Below are 15,503 nucleotides of genomic sequence, written 5' to 3'. Positions count from 1 at the left end.
GGTCAAGTCTCCAGGGAACTCGGCATCTTCGATACTGCTCGACTGCTGCAAGAATCAGCAAGAATCAACGGTGGCGACGGGCGTCCAGATCGATAACACCTTTACAGGTTTCGTGCTTGACAACGGACCGGGCGCCTCGACGTTGTCGCTGCGGGGCATCGATCCGGAGCGCACCCTCGTTCTCATCAACGGCCGGCGGCTTGGCCCTGGCGGCGTGGAAGGCGCGCCGACTTCGCCCGACCTCAACCTTATTCCATCGTCGCTGATCGGTCGGGTTGAAGTGCTGTTGGACGGCGCCTCCTCGATCTACGGTTCGGATGCTGTCGCAGGCGTGGCCAACATCATCTTGCGTGACGATTTCGACGGATTTGAGCTGGAAACGGCCTTCAGCGTTCCGGAAACGGGCGGCGGTAAAACCTCCCAGGTTTCCGCGACGTGGGGCGTTACGGGCGATCGTGGATTCATCGGTGTCGGCGCGGAGTTTTTCCGTCGCGATCAGATGTCTGTCGCCGATCGCGGACTTCTGTGCAATGAGCACATTGAAATCGACGAAAACGGCCAGCGGCGGAGCTTGGAAGTCGACGTTTTCCCGGGAACGACGATTAACACCTGTAAGACGCAGATTATCGGCCGATTCCGCAACCTGTTCTCCGGTCAAGGCGATATCTTCTTTACGCCAGGCCAGAGCAATACGGGAATCCCCAATTATTCGGATGACATTGATCTCAATGGGGACGGGTTGCGCGACGTCGACGTAAAAGCGCCCTTGTATAACGGCATTGATCCGAGTCGGGATCTGGTTCGGAATCAGGACTTGATCTCCCAGCTTGAGCGCATCTCTTTCATGGCTTTTGGAAATTACGAGCTCCAAGAGCTGAACAACATGGAGACGTTCTTTGAGGTTGGCTATTTCCAGCGGGATTCGGTGATCCTTAGCAGCGGCGCTCAGATTTTTCCCACGTTGCCGGCTTGGAACCCGCTGAACCCTTGCGGTGATGAAGCTGTGGCGGCCAACCCATCAATTTGCGGCGGTTTGGGCGTCGGCGTCCCGGTAGTTCCGATCGTTCTGGTAAACGGGGATCGGAACAACAACGAAGTGACCCAGTCGCAAATTCGACTGGTAGGCGGGATTCGCGGCGAGTTGCCATTTTTCGATGGTCAAGGCGGCGGCGGATTCATCGACTTCAATAACTGGACGTATGAACTGAGCGGCAGCTACCAGCGGTCCTTCGGCGACTCCGTACGTCGGGGTATTCTTGAGGATCGGCTGGCGCTTTCTCTGCTGACAACCACGCGCCTGCCGGACGGTAGCCTTGCTTGCGGCATCGATCCGGATGGGGACGGGATTCCGAATAACATCGGCGACTTCGATTTGTTCGGTTTCTTGGGCGGTCCGGACTGCGTGCCGGTGGACCTACTGTCGGAGAGCGTCCAGGGATCGAATAGACTGACGCCTGAAGAGGAAGAGTACCTATTCGGCGTTCGGACTTTCTCGACAGAGATCCAACAGAGCATCATCAGCGGCTTCATCACAGGCAATATTGCTCAGCTGCCCGGCGGTCAGGCCGCGCTTGTGCTCGGCTTTGAGTATCGTCAGGATGAAATTCAATCACGCCCCGACGACAACGCCGAAGATGGCAATTTCATTGGCTTCTTCTCCGACAGGGGGGCCACAGGTCGCCGCGAGCTGAAGGAAGGCTACGGCGAGCTTGACCTTCCGTTGTTGAGAAACCGTCCGTTCTTTGAAGAGCTATCGCTCAACTTCTCCGGTCGCCTGACCAATGAAACCTTTTACGGCTCGAATTGGACTTGGTCGTTTAAGGGCCTGTGGCGGCCGTTTGACTGGCTGGCGTTCCGTGGCTCGCGCGGCACTTCGTTTCGTGCGCCGAACTTGCGTGAGCAGTTCTTCAGAGGGGCGACTGGTTTCGTCAACGCCTTCAACGATCCATGTATCGTGCCAGCGGCGGCGAACAACGGCGGGGTTTATGATCCCACGGGCGACAACCGAAACCAGACCACGATCGACAACTGCATTCTCGACGGCGTCGATCCGTTCAGCTTAGGGTTGACAGGGGCGTCGAGCATCGAAGTGTTGACCGGCGGTACGACCGACCTAGACGCGGAAACGTCGCGCTCGTTTACGGGCGGCGTCGTCCTCGATGTGCCGTTCGATACTCTGGGCGTGAGCGATGACCTGCGCTTCCAAATCTCTGCGACGCACTTCGACATCAAGGTGACGAACACGATCGAAGAGCCTAGTGTCGCCTTTTTGTTTAACGACTGCTACGTGAACAACGCAGGCTTGAGCAGCGCATTCTGCGGCCGCATCACCCGCGATCCGGCGACTGGTTTCGTCGATCTCGTTGACGCCGGGTTCATTAATATCGGCCGGGTGACGGTGCGCGGTTTCGATTTCAACACGCTGCTTGGGGCCACGCCTTTCTCGATCGGCAACGACCCGGTTGATTTCACTCTTGACGTTCGCAGCACGTTTATTTTCGAACAGGAAGAAGAAATCATCGATTCGCTTGACGACAACATTCGCGAAGTCGGCAATCCTAGATGGCGCGGCCAAGGCACGGCCATTGCGGACTGGCGTAACTGGCGTGCTCTGTGGCGGGCGCGCTATATAGGACCGCAGGTCAACGACGCCCCATCGACCTTCGGCGCGCGCGACACCTGTCGGCCGATTATCGATCTCAGCGGCGCGCGGGACACCTCGGACGTCCTTTGCCGTGATGTCGATTTCGTGAAGTCCTACTGGGTGCACAATGCAGCCGTCACTTGGCGGAACGACGTGTGGAGCGTCACCGCGGGCATCAACAACGTCTTCGACAGAGATCCCCCGAAGGCCGATTCGGCAGAGGTGCTGGTGTCAGCCGCTGGCAACTTCCCGCTTGGCGTCGGCTATGATTTCTTCGGCCGCACTTACACGCTCAACGTTCGCCGTCAGTTTTAACTGAGGGCGAAGACGCTGAGCCAAAGAAAGAGGCCTGACTTGGTCAGGCCTCTTTTTATGTACGGCTATTAAAGTCGATGATCGAAAGGCCAAAGCTCAAACCAGCTTAAGATTCTCCTCCGCAAATTCCCAGTTCACGAGCTTGTCGAGGAAGGTTTCGATATAGGCGGGGCGACGGTTCTGATAGTCGAGGTAATAGGCGTGCTCCCACACGTCCATGGTCAGGAGGGGCGTGACGCCTTTCTCCGTCAGCGGAAGCTCCGCGTTCGACGTCTTGCGAACCTCGAGCCTGCCGTCCTTGACGACGAGCCACGCCCAACCGGAGCCGAACTGCGTGGCGCCGGCCTTGGCGAACGCTTCCCGGAAGCCTTCATAGCCGCCGAAATCCTTCTCGAGCGCCTTGGCGATGTCGCCTTCCGGCGTCCCGCCCCCGTTCGGCTTCATCGAGCGCCAGTAGAACGTATGGTTCCATACCTGCGCGGCGTTGTTGAAGACGCCCTGGCTGTCGGACTTGCCGGCCGTCTCCAGAATGATTTCTTCAAGGCTCGCATCGTCGAGCGCGGAGCCTGATATCAGCTTGTTCAGGTTGTCGACATAGGCCTGATGATGCTTGCCGTAATGGAAATCGAGGGTCTTTTCTGAAATGTGCGGCGCGAGCGCGTCGCGGGCGTAAGGCAAATCGGGAAGCGTGACAGCCATTGTGTGATCCTCTCTCTATCGTTGCCTGGAGAATGCGCGCCCCTTACGTAAGCCGCATGACGCAAGGGTCAACGGGCCAAGTCGACAATAAGGCGCCGGCGGCCTTCGACGCGCTCGCCTACTGCGAGCGGACGCTCAGGGCTGGCGACGAGGACCGCTGGCTGTCGGCGCAGTTCGCGTCCGCGGCTGCGCGCCCGCGCCTGATCACGCTGTTTGCGCTTTATCATGAGATCGGGCGCATCCCGACGCTCGTGCGCGAGGCGCCGCTCGGAGAGATCCGGCTGCAATGGTGGCGCGAAGCGGTCGATGCGGCGGCGGCGGGCGGGCTCCGACGGGCGCACCCGGCGATCGAGGCGGGGGCGGCGTGCGGGCTGTTCGAGGCGGCGGCGATGGCCCGCCTGCACCAGCTGATCGACGCGCAGGCGCGGCTGCTTTACGATGATCCTTTCAGTTCTGTCGAAGACTTGGCCGGCTGGCTGGCGAGGTGCGAAGGCGCGCTGGCGGCAGCGGCGGCGCGCGCTTGGGAGGGCTTGACCCCGGAAGCGGGACTGGCGCTCGAGAAAGCGGCTGTCGCGTACGGCCTGGCGCGGCGCGGGCGCGTGCTCGCGCCGACGCTGGCGGGCCCGCTCGCCGAGCGGGCCGCGGAACTCGCGGCCGAAGCGCGCAAGCGCCTCGGCGAGCTTCCCGAGGCTGCGGCGGCAGGGACGCGCTATCTCTGCCTTGCGCGCCTTTATCGAGGCGGGCGCAAGCCTTCCGGTTTAAGCAAACGGTTGCGTTTGTTCTGGGCGACGGCGACTGGCCGGATCGAGGCCTGAATCACCGGTGATGCTCCACATGGCTTTCGACTAAGGCGCGATTGTACGCCGCAAGCGCGCGAACTCTGGTGAGGTAGCCGACGACGCGCGCCTCGTCAGCCTCATCGACGACGGGCAAACCGGCCTCTTCGCTTTTCTCAAGCCGCGCCAGCGCCTCGCCCAGCGATTCCTCAGCATAAAGACGGGCGGCGTCGCGATTGAGCGGGGCGCTGGGCGGCATCGGCTCCATCACGTCTCGCACCCTGATCGTTTCCAGGATGACGCCCTGCGGACCCTCTGACAGGTCGTAGCCCCTGCGCGCGAGCTGCCAGTGGAAGAACGTATTGCCGGCGAGCTGTTGCGTGATGAGCGTCGCAAGCGCCACGGCCACCATCAGCGCGATCGTGATGCCGTAATCGCCGGTGAGCTCGAAGGCGATAAGCGTCGTCGAGATCGGCGCGCCCATGATCGCCCCGCAGACCGCGCCCATGCCGATCATGGCGTAATAGACGGGGCTCGCCGCGACGCCCGGAACATAATGGTCGAGAAGTCCCCCATAAGCCGCGCCCGCGAAAACGCCGATGACGAGGCCGGGCGAGAAGACCCCGCCGCCGAACCGGCATGACAGCGTCACGGCCGTCGCGACGAGCTTGAGCGCGGCCAATATCGCGAGCAGATGAATGGGGTAGCCGCCTTCTAGCGCACGCGTCACGGCCTCATACCCGACGCCGAACACTTCAGGGAAGAACGCGCCGATCGCGCCGATGATGACGCCGGCGAGCGGCGGCAGCATGTAATAGGGCAGCCGCCAGCGGTCCGCGAGCATGCGCGCGGCGGCGCTCGTCCGCTCGACGCTCAGCAGGAACGCGGCGGCGATGACGCCGCACAGAACGCCGAGCAACGCCGACAGCCCTATGTCGAGAGCGGCGACCGGTCCGTAGTCGGGCGGCGCAAAGGCGGGAAAATCGCCCAGATGAATCCGCGTGACGATGGCGGCAGTGACGCTCGCCGCCGCGATCGGCCCGAATACGGACAACGCGTAGTTGCCGAGAATCACTTCAAGAGCAAACAGAACGCCCGCGACCGGCGCGTTGAAGCTCGCCGCCACCGCAGCCGCCGCGCCGCAGCCGAGCAGCGTGCGCCGCTCTTTCGCCGCGAATCCGAACCAGCGGTCGAGCAGCGAGGCGATGGTCGCGCCGAGATGGACCGCCGGGCCTTCGCGACCGGCGCTCGCGCCTGCGCCCAGCGAGATCGCCGAGATGGCGGCCGAGGCGAGCCCCGCTCTGAGTGAGATGCGACCGCCTCCGACGGCGCGCGCCTCGATAACTTCCGCGACGCCCTGGCAGCGGCCCTCTTGAAGCCACTTGAAGCGCGCGGCGAGAAAGAGGAGCCCCGCCACGACAAATCCGCCGACGACAGGCGCCGCCCAAGCGCGCAGAGGATCGAGCGCGGCCGCGCCGCTGACGACCATCGCTTCCGTCTCGCCGAAAGCGAGAAGCGAAACGGCGTCGATCGCCATGCGAAAGCCGATCACGCCGTAGGCGCCCGCCGCCCCGATGGCGACTGCGAACGCCCATAGTCGCAGGGGCGCGATGGGCAGCGCGCGCCGTCCCCGCCGGCGCAGCCATACCAGAATGCGCGCGATCTTCCGCGCCATGACGAATGTGTTCCCTTGCGCTCAGGCCCGGCTCGAGGCGGGAAAGGTCGAACTGTTCGGGCCGCATTAACAGCCGCTTCATCCCGTCATGGCACAAAACCCTTTTCAGGGCGAAAACAAGGGGGCGTTGCCTTGTCGTCACCACCCCGTCACGCGGCCGAGAGCCGCCCCGAGTCGTCCCGCTGTCCCGAGCCCGGCGCGGATCGGCTTGATCCCGCTCGCGCCGCCGCCGGCGCCGCCCGCTGGCGGCGGGCGTTGGCCGAGGCCCTGGGCGAGGACCCCGGCGCGCGGCTCGACCGGCCGGACCGCATTCTGACCATGCTCAAGGTGTTCGGCCTGACGCGCCGGCTCGCCGACCTTTGTCTCAAACATCCCGTAGCCGCCGCGGACACGCTCATCGAAGGTCCGTCGAGCGTCCTCGCCGAGGCCGCCCGCGACCTTTCCGCGCTCAGCGGCGGGGTCGGCGGGGCGGAGGCGCTCTATGGCGCGCTCGCGCCGCTCAAGAGCCGGGCTGACATTGCGATCGGTCTGGCGGAGCTGTCCGGCGTCTGGACGGCGCGCGAGGCGACGGGCGCGCGCGCCGATTTCGCCGAACGGCTAGTCGAGACCGCGCTCGCCTGGCTTCTGCGAGCCGCCGTCAATCGCGGCGAGCTCGCCGCAGAGGCCGACGCGCCCGGCGCCGGCGTCTTTGCGCTCGCCGGCGGCGACTTCGCTCATGAGGATCTGGCTCCTTATGGCCCGATGGAGCTTGCGGTCATCTATGACGAGAAACGATTTACAGGGCCGGCCGCGCGCATGGCGGAGCGCGCTTTCGTGCGCGTCGGCGCGGAGCTTCGCGAGGCGTTCGAAGGCAAGCCCGGCGATTATCCGATCTTCACGCTGAAGACGCCCTTCGGTTCGGGCGTGAGCGGAGCAGGCTTGGTCGAATCGCAGTCAAGGGCCGTCACGACGCTATCTGCGCCGCCGCAGGGAGCTCTGCGCGCCTGGCTTGCGACGGCGCGCGTCGTCGCCGGGGATCGCCGCGCTGGCGGCGTTTTTCTGGAAAGCGTCGAAGAGACAGCGTGGCGTGGGTTGAACGGCCTTGATGAGGAAAAGCGGGCGCTTCTCAGGCGGCAAAGCGACGATCCCCGGTCGGCTTTCCGCGCGATCGCCGATCTCTTCCGCTGGTCTTTCGGCGCCGCGCGTCCTGTGTTTCGCGCAGCCTCGGCCGATCAGGTCTTCGACCTCGCCGCCAAGTCGGGGGCGCTTGCGTCTGATGTCGCCAATCGTTTGCGCGCCGGCAATGAGTTTGCGCATTTCTATGTCTCTCGGGCGCAGATGATGCGGGGCTGCGCCGCCTTTGGGCCGGCGCGAGAGGACGAAGAGGAAGCGCTGGCGGCCTTGTGCGGCTATGACGGCGCGTCCGGCCTGCGCGCCGTTGTCGGCGGATTTGCGGCTGACGCCCGCAACACGCTCGATCGGTTGTTGGCCGCGCCTTTGAGCGAATTCGAGCGCTATCGTGCGGCGTCGGAAAATCCCGGCGACGCCGATAAACTTGAGGATTTGGGGTTCCGCGACGGCGCGCGGCTTGCCTCCGTAATCGATCAGTGGACGGCCCTTGCGGGCGTTGAGGCCGGCGCCGGGCGCTTCGCCGCGCTGGCGCCGGGGCTGCTCACCGCGTTCGGCGAAACGCAGCGTCCAGATGGGGCGGTGCGGCTTTTCGATACGGTCATTCGCGCGGCTTTCGACAAGGCCGATCAGGTGCTCGCTCGATTCAATGCGCAGGACGCTCTCCGCGACGGCCTTGTGACCGCCTTCGGCTGCTTCGATGCGGCGGTCGCGCCGCTAACAGAGACGGAGAGAGGCGTCGAGATCTTTTTCGAGGAGCGTGGCGCGGAGACGCCGCGGAACGGCGCGGAGTGGCTGTCCCGCTTCGCTCCTCCGCCCAGCGGTGCGCCGGTCGAGGAGATCGCCGCCTGGCGGCGTGAGAGCATCGCACGCATCGCCCTTTATGCGGCCTGCGGCGACATGAGCTTCGACGCGGCCGCGTCCGCGCTTGAGGCGACGGGCTGGGAGGCGCTCGCGCGCGTTTTTGAGACGACATGCAAAGACGACAAGACCGGCGAACATCTCGCTCTGCATGTATTCGACGGGCCGGCGCGCGGACTTCCCGGCGCGCCGGCCCTGTTCGGCTTCATCGCCGACGGCGGCGATCCGGAAGAGCGAGAGAAACTCGCGCGGGCGTTCCTGGAGGCGGTCGACTCGCTTGGCGAAGGGTTCTTCGCCGTCCTCCCGGACGTATCGCACCGCCCTGGCGGCGCGGCGGGGCCGCTCGCGCCTGACGCGGCGGCGTTCAAGTCTTTCGTGCAGTCGGAAGCGGTCGCATACGACCAGATCCTGCTGTCGCGCGGGCGGGTGATCGCGGGCGCGGACAAGGCGCGCAAGACCGCCAAGGCGGCGTTGCGCACGGCGGTTTCGAATCCGCGTCGGGCCGACGTGCTCTTCCGCGACCTAGACCGGGCGCGCGCCCAAAGGCTGCGCCGCGACCGCGCCGCTTCGGAATGGGATATCGAGCAGACCGAAGGCGGGCTGCATGACGTCGAGCTTATCATCAGCACACTGATCTACCGCCATGCCGCGGCGCAACCGGCGATTCAGGAGGGCGGCGCCGACCATGCGCTCGACGTGTTGGCGCGCGCGGGGCTGGTTCAGCAGAGCGTCGCCGAGACGCTGAAATCGGCCCGCGCGTTCTGGACGCGGCTCGCCACGGCGCGCGCGCTCGCGCAGTGGTCCGACCCGCAGCGCGAGCCGGCGCGCCCGCGTTTCGCGGCGCTGCTTGCGCGCGCCGCAGAGGTCGAGCGCTTCGCGCAAGTGCGTCCGATCATGCGCGGTTATGCGGAGGAAGCGACGCGCCTTTACACTCAGCTTGTGCTCGGCCGGCCCTCGCTCAGCCTCGTGGCGAACGCCTAACCGTCTTGCGCGCGGAGCCTGTCGAGAGCGAAAACCCGCAGCGCCGACGCAAGGCCCGGCTGCGGATCGCGCTTGAGTCTTTCCCGGTCGATCCTCGCAATAAGGGCGGAAAGAGACAGGCCCTCCCGGCGCGCGAGCGCTTCAAGCGCCTCCCAGAATTCGGGCTCCAGAGCGACGCTTGTCCGGTGGCCTTTAATGGCGAAAGAGCGTTTGCGCATCCGCCTTTAACAACAGAACGCCGCCTGGCGGGCAAGCGCATGGTCCGAGGCGTCAGCGCTTCGCCCACTCTTCGAGACCGTGTTCGCGGATTTTCGCCGTTGCGAGCGTGATGCCGTCGATGATGCCGGCCATGTGAGAGACGGCCTCGTTGTCGCATTCGGCGAGGTCGGCGCCGAGCGCCTTGTAAAGGGTCTCGACATCGATGTTGTTGGCGAACAGGAACTGCGCCAGCAGAAGCCGAGTCTGACTTGGCGATTTCGTCTCTGACATGGTTAACCCCATCACCCGGTCCAAGGAGGTCGGGCCGCCGGCTCCTGCCGGCGGCTTTCTCTTGTCCCTCAGCAAGATTTAGTCCATGTCGATCATGCTTGGCTATCGGGGATGGAAGCGGATCAAGCCCGGCGGAGTTCTATTCCGGCGCGATCATCTTCTCGGGGCGCACGATGCGATCATAGTCCTCGGCCGCGACGTAGCCGAGACGGACGGCCTCTTCCTTGAGAGTCGTGCCGTTCTTGTGGGCGGCCTTGGCGATCTCTGCGGCTTTGTCATAGCCGATATGGGGGGCGAGAGCGGTCACCAGCATTAGCGAGCGCTCGACGCCGGCCTTTATATTGTCGAGGCGCGGCTCGATGCCGACGACGCAATTGTCTGTGAACGACACGGCGGCGTCGGCGATGAGGCGCACGGACTGAAGAAAGTTGTAGGCCATCATCGGATTGTAGACGTTGAGCTCGAAATGACCCTGGCTGCCGGCGAAGACGATGGCGGCGTTATTGCCCATGACGTGAGCGCAAACCTGGGTCATAGCTTCGCACTGGGTCGGATTGACTTTGCCCGGCATGATGGATGAGCCGGGCTCGTTCTCGGGCAAGGCGAGCTCGCCAAGGCCGGCGCGAGGACCCGATCCTAAAAAGCGGATGTCGTTGGCGATCTTGAAGAGAGAAGCTGCGACCGTAGCGATCGCGCCGTGGCTCATCACCATGGCGTCGTGGGCGGCGAGCGCCTCGAACTTGTTAGGCGCGGTCCTGAAAGGAAGCTGTGTGATTGCGGCGATTTTGTCGGCGACCATCTCCGCGAAGCCTTTCGGCGCGTTCAGGCCGGTGCCGACCGCGGTGCCGCCCTGAGCGAGCTCCATCAGGCCCGGCAGGGTCTGCTCGACGCGCGCGATCCCGTTCTCGACCTGCTTGGCGTAGCCGGAGAACTCCTGGCCCAGGGTGAGAGGCGTTGCGTCCTGCGTGTGCGTGCGGCCGATCTTGATGATGTCTTTCCAGGCCTGCGCCTTGTCGTTGAGCGCGTTGCGCAGCTTCTGCAGGGCGGGCAGTAGGCGGCGATGGATTTCCTCCGCGCACGCAATATGCATCGCCGTCGGAAAGGTGTCGTTCGACGACTGGCTCATATTGACGTGGTCATTAGGATGGATCGGCTTTTTCGAGCCGATCTCGCCGCCGAGCAGCTCTATCGCACGGTTGGCGATCACCTCGTTGGCGTTCATGTTCGATTGCGTGCCGGAGCCCGTTTGCCACACCGACAGCGGGAAATGGTCGTCCAGCTTGCCTTCGATCACCTCCTGCGCGGCCTTGACGATCGCCTCGCCGAGCTTGGGGTCAAGCTTGCCCAGCGCTATGTTGGTTTCGGCTGCGGCGCGCTTGACGATGCCGAGCGCGCGCACGATCGGCGCGGGCTGCTTCTCCCAGCCGATTTTGAAATTGTTGCGCGAGCGCTCGGCCTGCGCGCCCCAGTAGCGGTCGGCGCGAACCTCGATAGGGCCGAAGCTGTCGGTTTCAGTGCGTGTCCTGGTCATGGGCGCCTTGCTGAGATTGGGAACCGTTCGCCGGGCTCATGTACCCAGCGCGCTCGCGCCCGGCAAGGCGAGGGGAGTTGCACGCGCGGCTATTTCTTCCGGAAGGCGTCGATGCTGACCACCTCGGCGCCGGCGTCCGCAGCGTTTTTCGTCTCATCGGGGTCAGGCGCAGGGGCTGCGGATTCAGGCTGCTCGGCCTCGCGCGCTTCGGCGGGGGCTAGGAAACGCATCCCGAATTGCACGCTCGGATCGGCGAAGCTCGCCACCGCCTCGAACGGCACGCGCAGGCGCGCCTCGCGGCCCTTGAACCACAACGTGACTTCGAACGCCTCCTCGGAGACGGCGAGATTGGCGAACTGGTGTTGCAGCACGATGGTCATGCGTTCGGGATAGCTCTCCCGCAGGAAGTCCGGAATCTCGACGCCGGGCGCGTCGGTGAGAAACTCAATGTAGAAATGATGCTCGCCCGGCGGCTCGCCCAATTCGCGCGTCATCTCCAGAACGTCTCGCAACACGCCCTTGAGCGCCTTCTGGGTCAGATATTCGTAATCGATTTCGACGTCGCTCACGGACTGATCCCCAACGCCTAGTATCGGCTGTCTGCAGAAATACCTAGACCGCATTTGCGGTTTTGTCAGGCGGCTGGCTTGCGAAAAATGACCGCTTCGTCATGTCCCGCCGGACAGAATGTCTGCGCCGAGGGGAAACGCTTATAGCCTTGTCCTTTCGCCCGCGAGGAGAGGCGATCCCAAACCAACAGCCGCGAGATGAAAGTGGGAGCTTCTGTTGCCAGGTGCTCCCGAACCCCGCCTGGCCCTGGAAGGGGGCTAGGACTTCAAAGCGAGCAGCTCAGCCGCATTACGCAGCGAGAGCGAGCTCTTCCCGATAGTTGTCGTTGGCAACTATTTGGAGCGGCCCAATAACGGAGGCCATCCGGGCGAAGATCTCGTCTTTACACGCTCGTCGATCCTATTTCGGCCCCGCCGAAATCCCCCGGCCGCAGACGGGGAGAGGCTTTGGTGGAGCCGCCGGGTACCGCCCCCGGGTCCGATGCGCTTATTGCACGAGTCCTTTATCGCCATAGCCGGCCGAAACCGGCGCTCCCTATGTAACGCCTGAACGGCGGTTTTTGAAGGGCGCCCCGGAAAAAGTCGGCCTCTGTCAAACGACTGTAACAACTTCCGTGCATTAAATGCGCTGGCGCCGCGCCGGGCGCGTCATGCAGGGCGGGATCATGGAGCCGGCGGACTTCAAGAAATGGCGAAAGTCCCTAAAGCTGTCCCAAAAGGATGCAGCGCACGCCCTCGGCCTCAAGCGGCGCATGATCCAGTACTACGAAAAGGGCGAGCGCGACGGCGAAAAGGTCAAGATTCCTCTGGCGGTGCGGCTGGCCTGTTACGCCTTAGCGCAAGGGGTGGCGGACTATCATGGTCCCACCCGTAAAGTTCAGATGCGCGAATAGGCGGCGGGCGGCCGATCAGGGGTGCGACGCTTCGCTCTCGGGGCGCGCATCGCGTTCTCCAGGCTCCGCCGGATTGAGCGGCAGGTCTTCCACGTCCGTCGGCGGGCCCGGCCGGTCCGCCCGATCGCGCGGCGCGGGCGTCGGGGCGCGGCCGTCGTTTTCATAAGCCCAGCGATTTTCGGCCCTTAGAGCCTTTTCCGCGCCCCTGCGGATGAGAGCGGCTTCGGGATGATCTTCTATCGCGGCGAGCCGTTCGAGCACGCGGGTTCCGTGCGCGCCAAGCTTGAAGCGCAAATAGCCGAAATCGAACTCCTCTGGCGAAATCCTGCTTTGGCGCAAAAGCGTCTCCTGGCTTTTCGCGCTCATCGCCCATGGATCCAGCAGGGGCGTGGCGAGAAGGATGAGGACGAGCGCCCAGGCGCCGGCCATGACTACGTTGAACTGGCCCACCAGGGGCATCCAACGCTCGCCCCGCCAGCGCGCTTCGGTGATGAGGCCGGCGAGGCAGACAAGGCTGTAAGCCGCGGCGAGGCCGCTTGCGGCGAGCCCGATGACCCGCGGCGGCGTCAGGCCGTAATCGTCGATCCTCAGCCACAGCGCATAGGCGGCAAGGCCGGCGTAAACCGGGAAAGCGATGAGCGCCGCGATGGACGAAACGCGCAGCCAGAGCGGCGGCGGACCGCCTTCGCCGTTCTGGTAGACGCCGTTGAAGATCAGCATTCCGGCGAAGGCGAGGGCGAGCATGATTGCGGCGGGATAAGGCTTCTCGAAGATCGGCGCAGGGCCGTTCGTTGCGAGCACGAGCAGGAAGGTAAGCGAAAAAACCGCCGTGATCGGCATGGCGATCCGGCAGAACAGAAGAAGAATGAATCGCAGCGCGCCCAGAACCGATTCGAGGCCGCGCATCATGGCGATCGCCGCCCCGCCCACTGCGCCTGAAAAAGGCAGGATAAACCACGCCTCCTGAAATATGTTGTGGAAAAAGTCGACGTTCATGGCGCGCAGAAGCGCGGCCCAGGCGAAAAGCAGAAGGATCGCCAAGACGGCGAACAACGACGCGCCCGCATAGATCAGCGGCAGGGTGAGGCCGTGAAAAAACACCGTCGAATAGCCGGGCGGGACGCCCTCTTCGAGAGCCGCCTTGGCGAGCGTCGTCATTACATAGGCGGCCAGCGGCGCGCCGATCAAAAACCAGAACCGCACAGGAAATTCGTTGAGATTCGCCTCCGGGGCGGCCGCGCCCAGCATGAACCAGGTCGGGATCGCCAGTACGCCCGCAATCGCCAAGGCGGGCGCGGCCGCCCAGGCGATCCGCTTGCGTTCGGCGAGCAGCAGAAACGCCGCCGTGAAAGCGGCGAGAAAGGCGAAGACCGTCAGCGGGCCGCGTTCGTCCGCGGCCCGATCGGCCCACAATTCGACGACCGCGTAGCCGGCGAGGCCCGCCGCTGCGCCGGTCGCAAGGCCGAAAAGGGCAAAACCAGGTCCCTTGCGCTCGTTATTCGCCGATGTCATGCCCGCCCCTCCCTGCAGATGAGAGCCTACCATCCTTGCGCGCGCGCGCCGATAGGCCCGTGACCAGGTTTCGTCCGCTGTTACAATACGCCCGCAGCAATAGATTCGCCCGCCCATGAAGCAATATCTCGACCTTTTGCGCCGCGCGCTTGAAGAAGGCGTCGATCGGCCGGATCGGACCGGCGTCGGCGCGCGCTCGATCTTCGGCTATCAGATGCGATTCGACCTGACGGAAGGCTTTCCGTTGCTCACGACCAAGAAGCTGCATGTCAAATCCATCGTGCACGAACTGCTCTGGTTTCTCTCGGGCGATACGAACATCCGCTACCTTAAGGAGAACGGTGTCAGCATCTGGAACGAATGGGCCGATGAAAAGGGCGATCTGGGGCCGGTTTACGGCAAGCAGTGGCGATCCTGGGCCGCCCCTGACGGTGGCTCGATCGATCAGATCGCCTGGCTTGTTTCAGAAATAAAACGCAATCCTTATTCGCGCCGGCTCGTCGTCAGCGCATGGAATCCGGCCGACGTGGAGTCCATGGCTCTGCCGCCCTGCCACTGCCTGTTTCAGTTCTTCGTTGCGGAAGGCAGGCTTTCCTGCCAGCTCTATCAACGCTCCGGCGACATTTTTCTCGGCGTGCCGTTCAACATCGCCTCCTATGCGCTGCTGACCCACATGATCGCGCATGTGACCGGTTTGAAGCCGGGCGATTTCGTTCACACGCTGGGCGACGCGCATCTTTATCACAATCATTTCGTGCAGGCGCGAGAGCAGCTCCGTCGCGAGCCGTGGCCGCCGCCGCGGCTGAAGCTCAATCCGGCCGTACAGGACCTTTTCGACTTCCGCTATGACGACATCGTCATCGAAGGCTACGAAGCCCAGCCGCATATCAAGGCGCCGGTGGCGGTGTGAGTCGGGATGTTTCACATCCGCGGATCGCGCTCGTAGTGGCGGCGGCACGTAACGGCGTGATCGGCGCCGGCGGACGCCTGCCCTGGCGCATCGCAGATGATCTCAAATGGTTCAAGCGCGTCACCATGGGCAAGCCGATCGTCATGGGGCGGAAGACCTTCGACAGCATCGGCAGGGCGCTCCCCGGACGGGACAATATCGTTGTGACGCGCCAGCATGGCTGGCGGGCCGAACGCGTTATTTGCGCAGACTCTCTGGAGGCGGCCCTGCTCGAGGCGAAAGCCCGCGCCGAACAAGTGGGCGCTGACGAAATCTGCGTCATCGGCGGGGCGCAGATCTACCGCCAGGCGCTGCCGCTCGCCGGGCGCATTTACCTTACGCGCGTCGCTACGGACGTCGAGGGTGAGGCGACGTTTCCTGTCCTCAATCGGGACGACTGGCGGGAAGTTTGCGCCGGCGGCTGCGAAGCCGGGGCGAAAAACGACCATGCTTGCGATTTTTTCATCCTCGACCGCCTCCAAGCGCCTGTCTAGCAACGAAA

At 64.1% G+C, this 15,503-nt stretch carries 13 protein-coding genes and 1 other RNA gene; 6 read left to right on the top strand and 8 right to left on the bottom strand.

What is annotated here, in order from left to right:
* The first annotated feature begins 70 nt into the window (after nucleotides 1–70).
* Entirely contained in the window at nucleotides 71–2,959 is a 2,889-nt protein-coding gene (locus tag CHB64_RS07580) for a TonB-dependent receptor domain-containing protein (protein ID WP_159462442.1), read from the top strand.
* Between the two features lie 96 nt (nucleotides 2,960–3,055).
* Here CHB64_RS07580 and CHB64_RS07575 read toward each other — a convergent pair whose 3' ends face one another.
* The gene (locus CHB64_RS07575; RefSeq protein WP_089411967.1) at nucleotides 3,056–3,658 is read right to left on the bottom strand and encodes a superoxide dismutase; all 603 of its coding nucleotides are present in this window, start codon (nucleotides 3,656–3,658) and stop codon (nucleotides 3,056–3,058) included.
* A gap of 56 nt (nucleotides 3,659–3,714) precedes the next feature.
* On the opposite strand from CHB64_RS07575, the gene CHB64_RS07570 reads away from it, so the two are divergent.
* Complete coding sequence (locus CHB64_RS07570; RefSeq protein ID WP_159462441.1) at nucleotides 3,715–4,473, top strand: squalene/phytoene synthase family protein; 759 nt, start codon at nucleotides 3,715–3,717, stop codon at nucleotides 4,471–4,473.
* A 1-nt stretch (nucleotide 4,474) separates the two neighbouring features.
* On the opposite strand, the gene CHB64_RS07565 is transcribed toward CHB64_RS07570, so the two are convergent.
* Nucleotides 4,475–6,109 carry a chloride channel protein gene (locus CHB64_RS07565; RefSeq protein ID WP_089411965.1) on the bottom strand — a complete coding sequence of 545 codons (1,635 nt, stop codon included), beginning with the start codon at nucleotides 6,107–6,109 and terminating at the stop codon, nucleotides 4,475–4,477.
* A 255-nt stretch (nucleotides 6,110–6,364) separates the two neighbouring features.
* Here CHB64_RS07565 and CHB64_RS07560 point away from each other — a divergent pair, with 255 nt between their 5' ends.
* Nucleotides 6,365–9,058, top strand: a complete 2,694-nt coding sequence (locus CHB64_RS07560) for a [protein-PII] uridylyltransferase family protein (RefSeq protein ID WP_089411964.1) — start codon at nucleotides 6,365–6,367, stop codon at nucleotides 9,056–9,058.
* Here CHB64_RS07560 and CHB64_RS07555 read toward each other — a convergent pair.
* The 5 genes from CHB64_RS07555 to ssrA form a co-directional block, all read right to left on the bottom strand.
* Nucleotides 9,055–9,276 carry a ribbon-helix-helix domain-containing protein gene (locus tag CHB64_RS07555; protein ID WP_089411963.1) on the bottom strand — a complete coding sequence of 74 codons (222 nt, stop codon included), beginning with the start codon at nucleotides 9,274–9,276 and terminating at the stop codon, nucleotides 9,055–9,057. The two genes, CHB64_RS07560 and CHB64_RS07555, sit on opposite strands and share 4 nt — an antisense overlap.
* Nucleotides 9,277–9,328: 52 nt before the next feature.
* Nucleotides 9,329–9,547 carry a hypothetical protein gene (locus CHB64_RS07550; RefSeq protein ID WP_089411962.1) on the bottom strand — a complete coding sequence of 73 codons (219 nt, stop codon included), beginning with the start codon at nucleotides 9,545–9,547 and terminating at the stop codon, nucleotides 9,329–9,331.
* A 139-nt stretch (nucleotides 9,548–9,686) separates the two neighbouring features.
* Nucleotides 9,687–11,078, bottom strand: coding sequence for a class II fumarate hydratase (fumC, locus tag CHB64_RS07545; protein WP_089411961.1), 1,392 nt, complete (start codon nucleotides 11,076–11,078; stop codon nucleotides 9,687–9,689).
* An 89-nt stretch (nucleotides 11,079–11,167) separates the two neighbouring features.
* Nucleotides 11,168–11,647, bottom strand: a complete 480-nt coding sequence (locus CHB64_RS07540; protein ID WP_200815274.1) for an SspB family protein — start codon at nucleotides 11,645–11,647, stop codon at nucleotides 11,168–11,170.
* A 203-nt stretch (nucleotides 11,648–11,850) separates the two neighbouring features.
* Nucleotides 11,851–12,216: a transfer-messenger RNA gene (ssrA, locus tag CHB64_RS07535) on the bottom strand.
* 96 nt (nucleotides 12,217–12,312) lie between these two features.
* Between ssrA and CHB64_RS07530 the strand changes: the two genes are divergently transcribed.
* A complete protein-coding gene (locus CHB64_RS07530; RefSeq protein WP_089412042.1) occupies nucleotides 12,313–12,540 on the top strand; it encodes a helix-turn-helix domain-containing protein in 228 nt (75 codons plus the stop codon).
* 15 nt (nucleotides 12,541–12,555) lie between these two features.
* Here the strand turns inward: CHB64_RS07530 and CHB64_RS07525 are convergent, their stop codons facing one another.
* Nucleotides 12,556–14,052: a DUF4153 domain-containing protein gene (locus CHB64_RS07525; protein ID WP_159462440.1), complete on the bottom strand. Its 1,497-nt coding sequence runs from the start codon at nucleotides 14,050–14,052 to the stop codon at nucleotides 12,556–12,558.
* A gap of 115 nt (nucleotides 14,053–14,167) precedes the next feature.
* Between CHB64_RS07525 and CHB64_RS07520 the strand changes: the two genes are divergently transcribed.
* Nucleotides 14,168–14,962 carry a thymidylate synthase gene (locus CHB64_RS07520; RefSeq protein WP_089411958.1) on the top strand — a complete coding sequence of 265 codons (795 nt, stop codon included), beginning with the start codon at nucleotides 14,168–14,170 and terminating at the stop codon, nucleotides 14,960–14,962.
* A gap of 35 nt (nucleotides 14,963–14,997) precedes the next feature.
* Nucleotides 14,998–15,495, top strand: coding sequence for a dihydrofolate reductase (locus CHB64_RS07515; protein WP_234993324.1), 498 nt, complete (start codon nucleotides 14,998–15,000; stop codon nucleotides 15,493–15,495).
* Nucleotides 15,496–15,503 lie beyond the last annotated feature (8 nt).

Origin of the sequence: Amphiplicatus metriothermophilus, assembly GCF_900199215.1 — a bacterium.
Taxonomy (GTDB): Bacteria; Pseudomonadota; Alphaproteobacteria; order Caulobacterales; family Parvularculaceae; genus Amphiplicatus; species Amphiplicatus metriothermophilus.
Note: the sequence above shows the minus strand (reverse complement) of the source record. Positions and strands in the feature narration are given on the sequence as shown.